Annotated in this window: 13 protein-coding genes; 9 read left to right on the top strand and 4 right to left on the bottom strand. The window is 70.1% G+C overall.

Features of this window, described 5'->3' with window-relative positions; translation table 11 throughout:
- The first annotated feature begins 642 nt into the window (after positions 1-642).
- The 6 genes from VJN29_RS03385 (at position 643) to VJN29_RS03360 (ending at position 7484) form a co-directional block, all read left to right on the top strand.
- Positions 643-1368, top strand: coding sequence for a hypothetical protein (locus VJN29_RS03385; RefSeq protein WP_324142164.1), 726 nt, complete (start codon positions 643-645; stop codon positions 1366-1368).
- 285 nt (positions 1369-1653) lie between these two features.
- Positions 1654-3471 (top strand): ABC transporter substrate-binding protein, encoded by a 1818-nt coding sequence (locus tag VJN29_RS03380; protein ID WP_324142163.1) that lies wholly within the window; start codon positions 1654-1656, stop codon positions 3469-3471.
- 20 nt (positions 3472-3491) lie between these two features.
- Positions 3492-4154: a nucleotidyltransferase family protein gene (locus VJN29_RS03375; RefSeq protein WP_324142162.1), complete on the top strand. Its 663-nt coding sequence runs from the start codon at positions 3492-3494 to the stop codon at positions 4152-4154.
- Between the two features lie 63 nt (positions 4155-4217).
- Complete coding sequence (locus VJN29_RS03370) at positions 4218-5153, top strand: MoxR family ATPase (RefSeq protein ID WP_324142161.1); 936 nt, start codon at positions 4218-4220, stop codon at positions 5151-5153.
- Positions 5150-6283 (top strand): vWA domain-containing protein, encoded by a 1134-nt coding sequence (locus VJN29_RS03365; protein ID WP_324142160.1) that lies wholly within the window; start codon positions 5150-5152, stop codon positions 6281-6283. Before VJN29_RS03370 ends, VJN29_RS03365 begins: the two co-directional genes overlap by 4 nt.
- Positions 6276-7484: an XdhC/CoxI family protein gene (locus VJN29_RS03360; protein WP_324142159.1), complete on the top strand. Its 1209-nt coding sequence runs from the start codon at positions 6276-6278 to the stop codon at positions 7482-7484. Before VJN29_RS03365 ends, VJN29_RS03360 begins: the two co-directional genes overlap by 8 nt.
- A 281-nt stretch (positions 7485-7765) precedes the next feature.
- On the opposite strand, the gene VJN29_RS03355 is transcribed toward VJN29_RS03360, so the two are convergent.
- A complete protein-coding gene (locus VJN29_RS03355; protein WP_324142158.1) occupies positions 7766-9460 on the bottom strand; it encodes a LuxR C-terminal-related transcriptional regulator in 1695 nt (564 codons plus the stop codon).
- Positions 9461-9635: 175 nt separating this feature from the next.
- Between VJN29_RS03355 and VJN29_RS03350 the strand changes: the two genes are divergently transcribed.
- Positions 9636-10037 (top strand): hypothetical protein, encoded by a 402-nt coding sequence (locus VJN29_RS03350; protein ID WP_324142157.1) that lies wholly within the window; start codon positions 9636-9638, stop codon positions 10035-10037.
- 110 nt (positions 10038-10147) lie between these two features.
- Here VJN29_RS03350 and VJN29_RS03345 read toward each other — a convergent pair whose 3' ends face one another.
- From VJN29_RS03345 to VJN29_RS03335, 3 genes are all read right to left on the bottom strand, one after another.
- Positions 10148-11089, bottom strand: a complete 942-nt coding sequence (locus VJN29_RS03345) for a hypothetical protein (protein WP_324142156.1) — start codon at positions 11087-11089, stop codon at positions 10148-10150.
- Complete coding sequence (locus VJN29_RS03340) at positions 11086-11574, bottom strand: RNA polymerase sigma factor (RefSeq protein WP_324142170.1); 489 nt, start codon at positions 11572-11574, stop codon at positions 11086-11088. The genes VJN29_RS03345 and VJN29_RS03340 overlap by 4 nt, the downstream gene beginning before the upstream one ends.
- A 202-nt stretch (positions 11575-11776) precedes the next feature.
- Positions 11777-12718 (bottom strand): NAD(P)-dependent oxidoreductase, encoded by a 942-nt coding sequence (locus tag VJN29_RS03335; protein ID WP_324142155.1) that lies wholly within the window; start codon positions 12716-12718, stop codon positions 11777-11779.
- Positions 12719-12812: 94 nt separating this feature from the next.
- Here VJN29_RS03335 and sigJ point away from each other — a divergent pair, with 94 nt between their 5' ends.
- Positions 12813-13727: an RNA polymerase sigma factor SigJ gene (gene sigJ, locus VJN29_RS03330; protein ID WP_324142154.1), complete on the top strand. Its 915-nt coding sequence runs from the start codon at positions 12813-12815 to the stop codon at positions 13725-13727.
- Between the two features lie 310 nt (positions 13728-14037).
- On the top strand, positions 14038-15639 hold the full coding sequence (locus VJN29_RS03325; RefSeq protein ID WP_324142153.1) for an MFS transporter: 1602 nt from the start codon (positions 14038-14040) through the stop codon (positions 15637-15639).
- The last annotated feature ends 15 nt before the right edge of the window (positions 15640-15654 follow it).

Here is a 15654-nt window from a genome sequence, read left to right as displayed (position 1 = left end):
GAGGCCCGGGACGGCCACAACTGGGAGAACTGGCGCGACCGGCTGGGCGACGGCCTGTCCTGGCTCTTCCCCGGACCGCAGAAGTTCGTCTACGAGTGAACGCTGCGTGGTCCAAGGCTTGCGCCGGGCCTCGGTGGCCAGGGATCCGGGCAGGCCAGGCGTCACGAGCCACCTTCGGGCGCTGGGCTCACATGCTGCTCCGCCTCGCGGAGCAGGATGCGAGCGCGCGCGGGTGGCGTCGTTTGGGCCGCCAACGGACCATCGCCGCCAGGCTCGTATCCTGCTCCGCAAAGCGGAGCAGGATGCCAGTCCCGGCCCTGCCGCTGGCCACCCGACAGGTCCGACAGGCCCAATAGCTCCCCGCCGGCCACGACGGACGTGCGCCAGACCGGCCCCGATCCTCGGCCGCTCCGGGCAGGTCCCCCTGCACGTCGCACTCCATGTCGCGGTTCGTCTCGCCCCAGCGACACCGGGTGCGACCTGACCTCAGGTACGCGCGGGAGTCCCTGTCTCACGGTGAGACACCTCGCGCCGAGTCGGCCCACGCCCAGTTGGGACTCCGGTCAGGCTCTGCCAGGCCTTCGCATGGACCGCCACGGCGCCGCGTGGTTGAGTTTGCGCTACTGGGAGAGAGGATCCGCGATGAAGACGACCGACCGGTGGTACTCCGACCGGCTCCGGACGGACATCACCGTGGCGCGCTGGGGCACCTACGGTGTGCCCGTCCTGGTCTTCCCAACTGCGGGCGGGGACGCCGAGGAGGTCGAACGCCACAAGATGGTCGCCCATCTGGTGCCCCTCATGGAGGCCGGCCGGGCCAAGGTCTATTCCTGCGACAGCGTCGCCGGCAAGGCCATGGCCCAGGGCGTCGGAAGCCCCGACTATCGGCTGGCCATGTTCAACCTGTTCCACCAGGCCGTGGCCGAGGAGATCATTCCCGCGATCCACAGCGACTCCGGCGGGTCGTTGCCCATCGTCGTTGCCGGGGCGTCCATCGGGGCGTTCAACTCGCTCGCCATGATCTCCCGCTACCCGCATCTCATCAACGCGGCAGTCTGCATGAGCGGCACCTACGCGATCGAGAAGTTCATCGGCGGCCGCTTCACCGACGACCTCTACTACAGCTCACCGCTCCATTTCCTGCCCGGCCTCGAGGGGTCCGCGCTCCACACCCTCCGCCAGCGCATGGTCGTCTTCGCCTCTGGCAGCGGGGCCTGGGAGGACGTGGGCGAGTCCTGGGCCGCCGCGCAGGTGTTGGGTGCCAAGGGTGTCCCCAACCGAGTCGATGACTGGGGGCCCGCCTACGAGCACGACTGGCCGACGTGGTGGGAGATGCTCCCGCTCTACCTCGACGACCTGCTCCCCTGAGCCCCCGGCGTCGAGTGGGCAGTCCGGGCCGCGCGTTCTGCACACTCGACGGGCCGGGACGGGCACACTGGTCCTGGCTCCTTGTGTCGGGGTGCGGACGTCCTGCAACACCCCCGTGGGTCACGTCCGCACCCTCGGCGCCGTGTGGGTATGGGACACCGGGGAGCCATGGCGCCGCCACGGCTAGAATGTCGAGGCGGACTGGGGGCCGAGTGGCTGCCTGCCGTCGCCCCTCGCGCCCCGCCTCTCCGGGCTGGTGGCGTCTCCATCGAAGAGGACCTGTCAATGCGTCGACCCCGCACCCCGCTCGCGGGCGTCGGCGTACCCGTCCTCACGGCACTCGTGCTCGGCGCCTGCACGGTTACCGCCCAACCCTCGCCGCCGACACCATCGGCCGCGACGGCCACGGCTACCGGTGCAGGCACGCCGACTCCGACGACGCCGGTCGAGCGGCCCATGCTCGTCGTCGAGGCCCTCTTCGACTTCACGTCACTCGACCCGTCCACGCTCGTTGAGCGCAGCGGTCGCTTCGTGGCCGACGCGGTCTACGAGACGCTGACGACGCTCGACCCGGAGGACCCCACGATGGTGCTTCCGGGGCTCGCGGAATGGACGACCTCTCCCGAGCGGACCTGGCTGACCCTGCGCCTCCGGCCCAACCTGAGGTTCTCCGACGGGAGCCTCATCACGTCGGACGACGTCATCTACACGCTCTCGCGAGCGCGCGGTCTCGGTGGTGCCGCGGCGCAGCTCCTTGGCCCCATCAGCCTGACGAAGGTCGACGACAGAACCCTCACCGTGACCTCGCCCCACACGAACTTCGCCCTGCCGGCCGTGCTCGCCAACCCGGCCCTGGGCATCCTCAACGCCGACGTCGTCAAGGCCAACGGCGGGTCCACCAGGCCCGGTGACGCCGCGACCACGTGGCTGACGTCCAACTCCGCCGGCTCAGGTCCATACGTCATCGCCCGGGTCGAGGCGGGCCGGTCGATCACGCTCGAGCCGAACCCGAACTGGGCCGGCGAGCGACCGGAGTTCACCGACGTCACCATCCGAAACGCGACCCCCGCTAGTCAGGCGCAGGACATCGAGAGTGGCGCAGCAGACATCGTGCTCGACCTGCCCCCCGACCGCGCCGATGCCATGCAGCTGCGGCCGGCCGTCTCAAGCGTGGCCATCACGTCGCAGCCCTCCTCGGCCATCGCCTTCCTGCTCCTCAACGACGACAAGAAGGTGAACGCCTGGACGGGCAACCCGGACTTCGTGACCGCCGTGCGGCTCGGACTCGACGTCCAGGCGATCACCGAGGCGGCGGGAGCCGGAGCCACCCCTGCCCTCGGCCTGGTGCCCCGCGGCCTCCCCGGGGCCTTCGAGCCGCCGGCTCCCGCGCAGACCTCGCCGCCACCGACGACGGAGCCACCGACGACGGCGCCAATCCCCGGCGTGCCGGTCACGCGGCCGCCCACGACCACTCCAACGCGGACGCCGTCGGCGCCGACGCCCTCCACCCCTGCCCCCACCGGCACAGCGGCACCCATTCCGGCCGCGACGCCAACCGCTCCTCCGGTCCGCGACGTCGGTGCGGCGAGGGCAGCGCTGGCCCGCTCCGGCTACCAGGGCGAAACCATCCGCCTCTCCTACGCGAGCGACCGCCCGATCAACGGCATCGACCTCGGTGTCGTCGCCAAGGCGATCCGCACCCAGCTGGCACAGATTGGCGTCCGCGTCACCCTCGCCCCGGCCCCGATGGCGAAGGCCCTCGCCGACTACGAGAAGGGCACGAATGCCATGGGCCTGTGGAGCTGGACGCCCGAGTACGCCGAGGAGGAGGCCGCCTTGGCGTTCGCACCCGGCGGCCACGTGGCGAACCGGGCAAGGTGGGTGCGAGGGGTGAACACCGCCATGGACGAGCTGACCGCTGAGACCCGCCGCTCCTACGGCGAGGAACGTGTCGGCGCGTTCGCGCGGTGGCAGCTCCAGATGAGCGAGTTCGGCCCCTTCATCCCGCTGTTCCAGCCCGCCGTGCATCGCGCCCACGGCGACCGCGTGACCGAGGTGCCGCTCACACCGCTCGGCACCGTCGACGTCGCCAGCATCCGCTGACGACATGGAGTGACTGCCGTATGCCGCTGAGCTCGCTCCCGTCCGTCCGTGGCCTCGTGCTCGCGGCCGGGTCGGGCAACCGGATGGGCCGGCCGAAAGCGCTCATCCGTCCTCGCGGTGGCGGGCCCACCCTCGTGGCGCGCGCGGTCGAGGTCCTCGTCCGCGGCGGCTGCGAAGGGGTGACCGTGGTGGTCGGCGCTGCGACCGACGAGGTCGTGGCGGTACTGGGCGAGGCCCGGCAGGAGGTCGACATCGTCCGTTGCACGGACTGGTCAGAGGGCATGGGGGCCTCGCTGCGGGCCGGTCTTGCGGCGATGACGGCCCGGACCGAGGTCGAGGCGGTCCTGATCACCTTGGTCGACCTGCCCGACGTCGGCGCAGCCGTGGTGCGCCGCGTCCTGGACACCCGAATTTCGTACACTCGATCAGGTGGGGGGCCTCCCTCGGCGATCGAGTGGACAACTTCCGGGGCGTGGCGCTCGGAACTGAGCCGAGCGGCATACGGCGGCGTTCCCGGCCATCCCACCCTCATCGGCCGGGACCACTGGGCAGGCGTCATCGAGGTCGCCAAGGGCGACCGCGGCGCGCGCGACTACTTCCGCGCCCACGAGCACCGACTGGTCGAGTGCGGCGATCTCGCGACGGGACGTGACGTCGACACACCGGCAGATCTCGACAGGTGAGCGCGCGGGACGTGTCCGGGTGCTGTCCTTCCGCGTTTCGCATTTGTCGGCAATGCTCAGGGCATGGACACCGTTTCTGAGCGTGTCACCGGGCCCGGTCCGGGTCGGCTGCCTGCCGAGACGTTCGCGGGCCCGGGCGACGTCGCGGCCGCGCTCGGTCGCACCGGTTACCTCGCTGACGATGCCCTGGCCACGGTGACCTTCCTGGCCATCCGTCTCGGACGGCCGATCCTGCTCGAGGGTGAGCCCGGCACCGGCAAGACCGCCCTCGCGGAGGCGCTCGCGGAGTCCCTCGACCTCGATCTCATCCGGCTCCAGTGCTATGAGGGCATCGATGCGACCCAGGCGCTCTACGACTGGGACTTCCCGCGACAGATCCTGCACCTGCGGACCGTCGAGGCGCTGTCACGCGAGCAGCACCATGACGCCAGGGAGCTCGAGCACGAGCTGTTCGACGAGCGGTTCCTGCTCGCCCGGCCGGTGCTGCGGGCCCTGCGCGAGTCGCCGTGCGTGCTCCTCATCGACGAGATCGACCGAGCGGACGACGAGTTCGAGGCGTTCCTGCTCGAGGTCCTGTCCACCTGGCAGGTCACGGTGCCCGAGGTCGGCACCATCGCGGCGAAGACGCCACCCATCGTCGTGCTCACCTCGAACCGCACCCGCGAGCTGCACGATGCCCTCAAGCGACGGTGCCTCTACCACTGGATCGACCACCCGGGGCTGGCTCGGGAGCTGGACATCGTCCACACCCGGCTCCCGGAGGTGCCGCCGGTCCTCGCCGAGCAGGTAGTCGGGGTGATCCAGCGGCTGCGCAACGAGGCCGGCCTCATCAAGCCACCCGGAGTGGCCGAGACGCTCGACTGGGCCCGCGCCCTCGTCGCACTCGGAGCCGCCACCCTCGATCCCGAGGTGGCCGCTGCATCGCTCGGCTCGGCCGTCAAGTACCGAGAGGACGCGGAGCGGGTGCGGGCCATGCTCGAGCGCGTGCTGACGCTATGACGACCGCGGAGCTGCCGCAGGCCCGCTGGGCGGCCGAGGAGTGGTTGCTCGGCTTCGCCCGGGCCGTGCGGGCCGCCGGGCTGCCCGTCACGGCCGACCGTGAGCGGACGTTCCTGCTCGCCCTCGCCGAGGTCGGCCTCGCCGAGCGGCGGCACGTCTACTGGACCGGCCGCGCCACCCTGACCTCGTCCCCGGCGGACGTCGAGCGCTACGACCAGGTCTTCACGGCATGGTTCAACGCCGAGCAGCCCAAGCAGACGAGGCGCGTCGAGCGGGAGGTGACACCCGCGACCCAGGCGGCTCTCGAGGACGCCCAACGTGGTGGCGAGACGGAGCCGGGCGAGGAGATGGTCCACGCCCGTGCGAGCAGCCAGGAGGTCCTGCGGCACCGCGATGTCGCCACCCTGGGCGTCGAGGAGCGGCAGGCCCTCGCGCGCCTCTTCGGTCGCCTCCACCCGCTGACCCCCCGTCGCCGCGCCCGCCGCCATGTGCGGTCGCGCCTCGGAGCGGTCGACGGGCCGGCCACGCTGCGGGAGCAGCTGCGCCGCATGGGCGAACCGGGGCGAATCCATCGCCGCGCCCGCGGCACGCGCCCGCGCCGGGTCGTGCTGCTCATCGACGTCTCCGGCTCGATGAGCTCCTACGCGGACAGCCTGCTGCGGCTGGCCCACGCCTTCGTGCAGGCGGCCGGACCGCGGGGCTCGGTCGAGGTGTTCACCATGGGCACGCGCCTCACCCACGTGACCCGCGCGCTGCGGCAGCGCGACCCGGACCGGGCGCTCGTGGCGGCCGGGGAGGCTGTCCCGGACTGGTCCGGCGGCACGCGGCTCGGCGAGTCGATGGCGGTGTTCCTCGATCGCTGGGGTCGTCGGGGTATGGCCCGAGGCGCTGTTGTTGTTGTCTTCTCCGACGGCTGGGAGCGCGAGGGCCCAGAGCTGCTCGGCGAGCAGATGCGGCGCCTGGCCGCCCTCGCCCACCGGGTGGTCTGGTCGAACCCGCACCGCGGCAAGACCGGGTACCAGCCGGTTCAGCAGGGCATCGCCGCCGCGCTTCCGCACATTGACGACTTCGTCGCGGGCCATTCGTTCGCGACGTTCGAGGAGCTGATCGAGGTGGTGGCCCGTGCGTGAGGTGCTCGACGAACTGATGGGCTGGTGGGACGCCGGCGAGACCGTTGGCGTCGGCACCGTCGTCGGCACGTGGCGGTCGGCGCCGCGCCAGCCGGGGGCGTCGATGCTCGTGGGGCCGGGCGGCGAGGCCGTCGGCTCGGTGTCCGGAGGCTGTGTCGAAGGTGCCGTCTACGAGCTCGGCCAAGAGGTCGTCGAGTCGGGCACGCCGGTGCTCCAGCGCTACGGCATCAGCGACGACGACGCCTTCGCGGTCGGACTGACCTGCGGTGGCATCCTCGACGTCTACGTCGAGAAGGTGTCGAAGGAGACGTTCCCGGAGCTAGGGGCCGTGGCCGCCGACATCGAGGCCGGCCGCCCTGTGGCCGTGGCCACCGTCATCGAGCACCCGGACCCGGCGTGGCTCGGCCGCCGGCTCGTCGTGCACCCGGAGGAGGAGGACGAGGTCACCGGAGTGAACGTCGACACGGAAGCCAGCCCAGCGGCATACGGAACCTCCCTTGGCTCGCCACGCGCGGACGCAGCCGTCATCGATGATGCCTGCGGCCTGCTCGCGCATGGGACCACGGGTCTGCTCACCTACGGGCCGGATGGGGAGCGGCGGGGCGAGGGGATGCGGGTCTTCGTCCAGAGCTACGCGCCCAAGCCGCGGATGCTCGTCTTTGGCGCGATCGACTTCGCAGCGGCGATCGCGCGCGTCGGCAGCTTCCTCGGCTACCACGTGACGGTGTGCGACGCCCGTCCGATCTTCGCCACGAAGACCCGCTTCCCCGAAGCCGACGAGGTGATCGTCCGCTGGCCGCACGACTATCTCCAGGAGGAGGCCGACGCCGGTCGCATCGACCCACGCACCGTCCTCTGCGTGCTCACCCACGACCCGAAGTTCGACGTGCCGGTCCTCGAGATCGCGCTGCGGCTGCCCCCGGTTGCCTACATCGGCGCCATGGGATCGCGACGCACCCACGAGGACCGGCTTGCGCGGCTCCGGGAGGCGGGGCTCACCGAGGAGGAGCTGGGGCGCATGTCGTCGCCGATCGGGCTCGACCTCGGCGCCAGGACCCCCGAGGAGACCGCGATCTCGATCGCGGCGGAGATCATCCTCGACCGTTGGGGCGGCCGGGGTGAACGGCTGACCGAGCTCGATGGGCCGATCCACCACCACCACCCTTCGCCCCCGTCGGAGCTCGACGCGCCCGCCCAGTAGCAGTGGCGGGCGCCTCGGGGACCTCTTCCGGGAGTTCAGCGCCCCCACAGGACGCTGGCTCGCAACAGCGGCTGCCCCCGTCGTGCCCGGATGTCGCGCCGTTGGTCCGACCTGCACTGGTTGAGGACACTGCGCGCAGGTAGGCCAGCAGAACTGCGTGTCAGGGGAACGGTCGCTCGATCTGCTCAAAGGTTGACACGCAGCGTCGAGAAGCCGCCGGGCAATCGCGACACGCGTTTGGGGGGCGCCGCTGGACCGGTCACCTGCAGGTGGTTGAGGACTCACGTGGCGTGCAGGAGGTGGTTCTCGACGGCAAAGGTGGCCGCCTCGGTGCGCGAACGAACGCCGAGCTTGTCGAATATGCTGCTGAGGTGCCGATGCACCGTTCGCTCGCTGAGGAACAGCTCCGTTGCGATCGACCGGTTGGTTCGTCCGGATGCGACGAGCCGGAGCACCTGGAGCTCGCGATCACTCAGTCCGTGCTCGGAAGGCGGTGCACCCCGCGAGCGGAGCACCGCCGGGGCATCGAGGGAGTCGGGACCTGCGAGGGCATCAAGCGCGTCCACGGCCTCCAGCTCCCGGCGAGCCCCCAGCCGCTCGAAGCATTCGCGTGCGGACTCCAGCTCCAGCCGAGCGCCCTCTTCGTCCCCGAGCGCGTGACAGGCCCGGGCGATGAGCACGCATGTGCGAGCAGTCTCGTACGCCGCCCCGAACTGCCGCCACGCATCAGCGGACCGACGCAGGCTCGCCAGCGCCGCCTCCGGGCGCCCGTCGGCCATGGCCATCTCCCCAGACGACCTCGCCAGCTCGGCGTCCAAGGCCGAGCTGCCCATGGCCCGGGCCAGCTCGCCGAGCTCCGCGAGCGCGCTCCTCGCCTCGTCGGTCTCACCGGCCGCGACGGCAACGGTCACGAGGGCCGGCAGAAGGTGGCCCCGCGTCTGTGTTCGGGTCGCCTCGGCCAGGGAGCGCCGCAGGCCTGACAGTGCCGTTGTGGAGTCGCCCTGTCGGAGGCGGAGCAGGGCCAGCCCGGGGTGGACGCCGGCTCCCAGCGAGACGGCCCGTCGGTAGGCGAGCTCGGCGTCGTCGTCCTCACCGAGCATCCGGTGCACCTCGCCCAGCTCGTACCAAGCGTGGCCGGCCACCTGCACACCAGCCCCGTCGGCCAAGCTCCGAGCAGCATCCTCGAGCTCCGTTCTCGCCTCGGTGAGTTCGCCGCGGTGGCGCTTGAGGGAGGCCCGGTAGACGCGACAGTTGTCGAGGAAGGCCCCGCCGAAGAGTGTGGGTAGCGAGGTCATCCACCGTTCGAGCGCGCGCGCCCACTCAAGCGCACGGGACAGCTCCCACGCCTCCGCCTCGCACGTGCCTATGGCCGCGCAGTAGAGCATGCTCGTCATTCGTGGCGACGTCTGCCCGCTCGTGACCCGCAGCATTGCGTCATCCAGCTGCGCAAGCCCCTCGGCGGGATGTCCGGCGAGAAGCAGGGACCGGGCGGTCAGCAGCCGAGCAACGGTCTCCAGGTCAACGTCGCCCGCTTCCCGCCCTTGCGCCAGGGCCGGAGTCAGAGCTGCCCGCGCGTCGTCATATCGCTCTTGGCCGATGCACTGGCGGGCCTCGGCGATGCGCAACCAGCCCGGCTCCTGCTCGGCTGCCAGCCGCTCAGTGAGGTCACGCAGCCGTGAGATCCACCCGCCGGCGCTCGCGAACTCTCCGGCGTAGTGGAACTCGGTGTACAGCCAGAAGGCCGCGGCAGCCGCCGGGGACAGGTCGCCCGTCGACGCCCGCAGCCCGAACGCCCGCTCCAGTGCGGACACGGCCACCTCATGACGGCCCGTGAGCTGCGCCGCCTCCGCCAGCAGTTCGACGTCCTCCACGTCCAGGGGGTGCTCGGCGTCAGCCGCCAGGAACTGGACGCAGGCCTCCTCCCACCGCGCCAAGCCATGCAGCGCACGTGCGCGGGAAACGTCGGCGACCGTCAACGCGAGCCTCCTCGCCCTCCTCGCCACCATTGTGGCACCGGGGCGGTGGCCCGAACTACCCATGCGAGTCGGCCCCGGATGGCCCGGCCTGCGGATGTGGTCACCGCCCTGCCGTTGCGACGCTCGTGTCGTGCCCGAGACACGGGCTCTCACAGAGCAAACGAGAGGAAATGCCATGACCGAGCCGTTCATCTACATCGCCACCTACGGCATCAAGCCCCACTACCTCGATGTCGCCCCTCAACGCTTCCGCGAGGTCACCCGGCTGGTCGAGGAGCGCGAGCCGCAGATGCGGTCGTTCCACTTCTACCTCGACCCGCAGCGGGGACGGGCGATCTGCGTGCAGGTGCACGCCGACGGCGACTCGATGGCCAACCACATGGCCACCATCGCCGACCACCTCAGCGGGGCGTGGGACTGGCTGGACCTGGAGGACACCGACCAGCTCGTGCTGGGCTCCCCGCCCCAAGTCCTCACGGACTACTGGCGGGAATTCGGCGGGCAGCCAGACACCTACCCGACCTTCGTGGCGGGATTCGCCCGCTCCACCCTGCCTCTGGACGCGACCTCCACCTGACCGGTCAGCGTCGAGCGGGAGCCAGCAGAGCGGCATACGGAATGGGCCGTATGCCGCTGGGCTCGGCCCCGCTGGACCGCCCGTCCCAGCCGGGGCCGGCTCAGCCTGGTTCAAAGTCGCAGCCAGGTGCTGTCAACTCCACCGATCCGGTTGCACGTCGTAGGGGAGACCCGCCCGCGCAGAGTGGCTGTATCCGTTGTGAACCCGACGTACTCTGTCATGCAGGTGTTGCCCTTCGTGTCTGATACGAAGACGACTCCACCGCCTCGGGGGACCCAGACCTGCCCGGCGTCCGTCGGCTCCTGCTCCGTGCCTGTGGGGTAGATGGCGTACTCGCCCGGCGAATCGGCCGTGCCTCCGATGGCCAGAACCTCCCCCGTCCCTGGCAGGAGCCAGATCCCATGGAGCTGCAACATGTTGGTCACGGGGGTTGGTTCGGTGGTTGGGTAGGAGCTCGTCCATGGCTCCATCGACTCGCGTCTCGGCGCGACGCGGGTCAGTTTGACAACGGTCTCGCGCCGCCAGCCACACTCCGTTGCGCTCGAGTGGGGAGTGACATGCAGGTGATCCTTGCCGTCGGCGACGAGCTGCCAACGAATACAGTCGGTCGGGTTCGGCTCGGTGGTGAACGCCTTGCCTGACTCCACGCGGATGGGCACAGTGAAGGCTGGCAGCCGGCGCGGCAGGAGCTGCTCGGGGCTACGGAGGAAAGCGAGCTTCCCGGCGGCGGACACGAACCAGAGCCGCTCTGCGACGTCGCCGCTGTCGACTCTCCAGATCCCGGCGAGGTCCGTGACTCTGAGGACAGACGAACCTGAGGGCTTTGGATCCGGGCCGTCGCGGAACACGCTGCCAACCAGGACGATGAGGAGGGCGACACAGGCGGCGGCGAGGCCTACAGTCCACGCCTTGTCCCGCCGGTGCTGGTCCCCTGGGCCTCGAGCTCGCCGGTGCAACTCTCGTTGGAGCTGGCCGAGATCCTTCGTCGAGATGGGCAGTTCATCGACGTGCTCATGCAGCGCGTCGGCCACTCTACGCTCAATGGTGTTCATCTGCTCTCCTCCAGACGTGACTGGAGATGTCCAAGGCCCCGGTGCGCATGGCGTTTGACGGACCCGAGACCGATACCGAGCAGCTCCGCCGTCTGGCGCTCCGAGAGGTCGAGGTAGTACCGGCAGACGACGACTTCTCGTTGGCGCTGCGGCAGCTGGCACACCTCGGTAAAGATGCGGCTTGACTCGTCGTGGGCGATCACCGACGCCTCAGAGCTGGGGACCGTGGCCGTCTGGCTCACTGCGACCAGCGGGTCCCGGGTGCGAGCCCGGATCAGTCGCCGCTGGTCGGATCGACAGCGGTTGATGACAGTCGCACGCAGGTAGGCCAGCGCGGACGACTCCTTCCGCACTGTCTTCCAGTTGCGGTACAGGGAGAGGTAAGCCTCCTGGACCGCTTCCTCGGCCAGCTCGCGCTCGCCGATGAGGCAGTACGCCAGACGCACGAGACTCTCACCGTGCATGGTGAAAAGCTCGGTGAGCACGAGCTCTCTCCGGTCCTGTTCGACCGCCCAGCGGGCCGGAATCACTGCTGCACCCACGTCCCCACCTCCAACGACCAGCAGACCTTCTTGAAAGGGAGTCGCGGCCGATCTTCAAAGGTTGACCCTCAACGGGAGGCAATGTGAGCCGGTTGCGATAATGGATGCCGACGGTTGAGGGACGGCCCTCGGCACGAGGGTCCGCTCAGAGCCCTTGTGCGAAGCCGATCCGCCACGTCGGGTACTTGAGCGTCCAGCCGAGCTCGCGTTTGGCCTTGGCGTTGGACGAGCCGCGGATCTTCGTCATCAGGTTGACCCCGTGCTCGCCGATGAGCAGCCGGGCGAGCCACACCGGGACGTGCCTGGGCGGCTTGGCGCCGACGGCCTCGGCCAGCCCCGGCAGCCACTCTGACATCGGGGCCGGCTCGTCGTCGACGATGTTGTAGAGGCCCGGCGCGCCGCGCTCGACCGCCGCCACCGTGGCGCTCGCCGCGTCGACCGCGTGGACGAAGCACCAGACGCCCGCGCCGTCCCCGACGAGGGGCATCTTGCGTCGGCGAATCATCTGCAGGATCTCGCCATCCTCCCCCTTCGCGATGCCGGTGCCCGGCCCGTAGAAGCCGCCGTAGCGCAGGACGACGCCCTCGAGGTCCGTGGCGCCACCGACGGCCTCCTCGACGTGGCGGATGGCGGCCAGCGTCTGCCGCGACTGCGGCGCAGGGTCCGGATCGAGGCCGGTGGTCTCGTCGGCAAGGCCGGTTCCAGTGCGCGGGTTGGTCCATCCCGTGAAGCTCTGAGCAAGGAACCGACCGACCTCGAACGTGCGCGCCGCCTCGAGCAGGTGGTCCGTCCCTTCGGTGCGCAGCCGGTTCGTGGGACCGAAGGTCCGGTCGAACTGCCTCGGGTCCATCCCCGCTCGCAGCGCGGTCAGCTGGTGGATGATGACGTCCGGCTTGGCCTCCTCGACGGCGGACAGGACCGACTCCCGGTCGAGGCCGTCCATGCGCAGGGGCGTCGCGCCCGCTTTGGCGATGGATGCCGTGTTGCCGGATCGGGTCGTGCCGTAGACCTCGTGTCCGGCCTGGACGAGCGCTGGTGTGAGGCTGTGGCCGAGGGCGCCGCTGGCGCCGGCGAGCAGGACTCGCATGATGGCTCCTTCGTTGTGGAGGTGCGTGTGTCGATGTCCCCTCCGACGAGGTGCCGCGGCCCGTTGTGACAGCCGGCATGGAATCCTTGGGCCCGTGACTCTCATCGCCGAGTCCCACGACGAGCTCCGGCCGCTGATGTTCTCGATCGCCTACCGGATGCTCGGCAGCGTCTCCGAGGCCGAGGACGTCGTCCAGGAGGCGCTGCTGCGGATGACGCGCGCGGCCGCCGAGGGCGCGGAGCCGAGGAACCTCGACGCCTGGGCGACGACCGTGACGACGCGGCTCGCCATCGACACCCTGCGCTCGGCCCGCGTGCGTCGCGAGTCCTACGTGGGCACTTGGCTGCCCGAACCGCTTGTCGCCGGACGCGATGCCGACCCAGCCCACCGCGTCGAACTGGACGACTCGGTCTCGACAGCCATGCTGGTGCTCATGGAGACCCTGACCCCGCAGGAGCGGGCGGTCTTCATCCTCCGCGAGGCGCTGGGCTACGACTATGCGGACATTGCCGCGATCGTCGAGCAGTCGGAGGCGGCGTGTCGGCAGCACTTCTCGCGAGCCCGCAGACATCTGGAGACCGGGCGCCAGCGGTTCCAGGCCTCTGCCGAGCGGCGTGACGAGCTCGCCGCCGCCTTCCTCGCCGTCGTGCAGGGCGGCCGGGCCGAGGAGCTCGAGCGGCTGCTCGCGGACGACGTCGTCTTCTGGGCGGACGGTGGGGGCAAGGCGCCCGCCACGCCACGTCCGCTCCACAGCCCCGTCGCCGTGGCCCGCTTCCTCGCTGGGCTGGTGCGGCGCGGCGGCCCGCTGGGCTTCAGCCTCGAGCCGACTCTCGTCAACGGCGAGCCCGGCCTGCTGACGATCAGCCCCTCCGGCGAGCTGCTCGGTGCGCTCTCCATGGCGTTCGACGAGGAGGGCCGGGTCGTCGGTCTGCACAACCAGATCAACCCCGACAAGCTGCGCCACCTCGGCGACATCGGCGACCTCAAGGCCCTGATGCGTGACCAGTGACCGTCCTCGTCCGGGACAGTCACACATGTCCTCGGTCATGGACTCTTCAGGGAATCACTTGCGAGAGTCGACCGCACCCAGAAAGGGCTTCCCGAGGCGCCTGTCGATGCTTTCCAGCGTCCCATCCGCCCTTTCGCAAGGCGGCGAGGCGCGTGGTCCCGGCGCTTTCTGCACACTCGACCAGAGGGGGCACGACGCTCGTTCGTGCGGGGCGATCATCCCTCACGGGTGATTCGCGCCTTGGTAGGGGCTCCTTACCCTCGCAGCACGACGGTCTCAGGTCCGCTCCCCCAAAGGGAGGTTTGCCCTCATGCATGATCCCCCTGCGACTGCAGACGATCGGCGGGAGAGCTCCAGGGATCGCCGCCTGATGATCATGCTCGCCATGGCGATGTTCGTCTTGGTGGTCGACACGTCCCTGATGAACGTGTCGATCTCGGCGGTCGTCAGGGACCTCGACACCACAGCCAGTGGTGTGCAGTCCGCCATCGCGCTCGAGGCACTGGTCTCGGCGGCCTTCATCCTGATCAACAGCAAGATCGGCGACCTGATCGGGCGCAAGCGGGCTTACGTCATCGGACTCACCGGATATGCCATCGGTGCGGTGGCCATGACCCTGGCCCAGAACCTGACCGCCATCATCATCTTCTGGGCGATCATCGGCGGGCTCGGCGCGTCGTTGCTGCTGCCGGCCATGCAGTCACTGATCCACGGCAACTTCACCGGTGCGGCGCAGAAGCAGGCGTACGCGATGGTGGGGGCGTCGGCGGCCATCGCCGCGGCGGTCGGCCCGCTGCTCGGTGGCGTCGTCACCACCTACCTGTCCTGGCGAGTCGGCTTCGCGCTCGAGGCCGTGATCATTGCGGTCATCCTGAGCCGGATCAAGCTGGTCCGCGACGTTCCGTACACCGGCTCGCGCCGAATCGACCTGGTCGGCGCCGTCCTGTCCGTGCTGGGCATGGGTGGGGTCGTGCTCGGCATTCTCGTCTGGCAGGAGGGCGGCGAGCGCGTCGGCCTGCTCATGGCGATCGGAGCCGTGGCGCTGGCGGCCCTGGCCTGGTGGCTCATCCATCGCAAGCGGGCGCAGCGGGTGACGTTGCTCGACCCCGATCTGTTCCAGCACCCGAACTTCGCCGCCGGTGTCACCGGTCAGATGCTCCAGCAGATCACGCTGGGCGGCGCGATGATCGCACTGCCGCTCTACTTCCAGATGACCCTGGAGTACAACGCCATGCAGGCGGGCCTCTCGCTGGCCCCGCTCTCGCTGACCATGTTCGCAGCGGCAATGGTGGCCGGACGGAAGGCGGGAGACCGGCGTCCCGCCGCGATCATTCGCGCCGGCTTCCTGTTGGCCAGCATCGGGATGGCGATCATCATCCCGTTCGTCCCACGAGCGAACAGCGGCTGGGCAACGGCGATTCCGCTCGTGATTGCAGGCGCCGGGCTGGGCCTGTTGGTGTCCCAGCTGAACAACTACACCCTCGCCCCCGTCGAACCGGAGCGGATCAGCGAGGCGGCTGGGGTGAACTCTGCAGCTGGCTCCTTCGGGCTGTCGTTCGGGCTCGCCATGGCCGGCGGACTCATGCTCGCCGCGCTGTCATTGAGCTTCACCAACCTGAGCAACAACAGCGCGACCCTCCCGCCGGCCCAGAAGGAACAGATCGCCGTCGCGCTCGAGAATGAGGCCCAGGTCGTGAGCAACACAGCGCTCGCGGAGCGGATCACCGGCCAACCGCCGGAGGTGGAGGCAGAGGTCGTGGCCATCAACGACGACGCTCGGAACCGCTCCCTGCAGGTCGCCCTCCTCGTGCCCCTGCTCGCCGGTCTTGCCGGACTCGCCAACTCGTTCCGGATGATGCGCCTTCCCGACCTGAAGCCGGCCGCGCCGCTCGAGGGGATGGACCTCGGCTGAACGAGGCAGCCCTGG

The organism is Intrasporangium sp., assembly GCF_035280925.1.
Taxonomy (GTDB): domain Bacteria; phylum Actinomycetota; class Actinomycetes; order Actinomycetales; family Dermatophilaceae; genus Intrasporangium.
Note: the sequence above shows the minus strand (reverse complement) of the source record. Positions and strands in the feature narration are given on the sequence as shown.

Bases quoted from the DNA above. Each gene is read 5' to 3' on its own strand.
- VJN29_RS03385 (WP_324142164.1), top strand. From the start codon at position 643: ATGAAGACGACCGACCGGTGGTACTCCGACCGGCTCCGGACGGACATC.
- VJN29_RS03380 (WP_324142163.1), top strand. From the start codon at position 1,654: ATGCGTCGACCCCGCACCCCGCTCGCGGGCGTCGGCGTACCCGTCCTC.
- VJN29_RS03375 (WP_324142162.1), top strand. From the start codon at position 3,492: ATGCCGCTGAGCTCGCTCCCGTCCGTCCGTGGCCTCGTGCTCGCGGCC.
- VJN29_RS03370 (WP_324142161.1), top strand. From the start codon at position 4,218: ATGGACACCGTTTCTGAGCGTGTCACCGGGCCCGGTCCGGGTCGGCTG.
- VJN29_RS03365 (WP_324142160.1), top strand. From the start codon at position 5,150: ATGACGACCGCGGAGCTGCCGCAGGCCCGCTGGGCGGCCGAGGAGTGG.
- VJN29_RS03350 (WP_324142157.1), top strand. From the start codon at position 9,636: ATGACCGAGCCGTTCATCTACATCGCCACCTACGGCATCAAGCCCCAC.
- VJN29_RS03345 (WP_324142156.1), bottom strand. From the start codon at position 11,089: ATGAACACCATTGAGCGTAGAGTGGCCGACGCGCTGCATGAGCACGTC.
- VJN29_RS03335 (WP_324142155.1), bottom strand. From the start codon at position 12,718: ATGCGAGTCCTGCTCGCCGGCGCCAGCGGCGCCCTCGGCCACAGCCTC.
- VJN29_RS03325 (WP_324142153.1), top strand. From the start codon at position 14,038: ATGCATGATCCCCCTGCGACTGCAGACGATCGGCGGGAGAGCTCCAGG.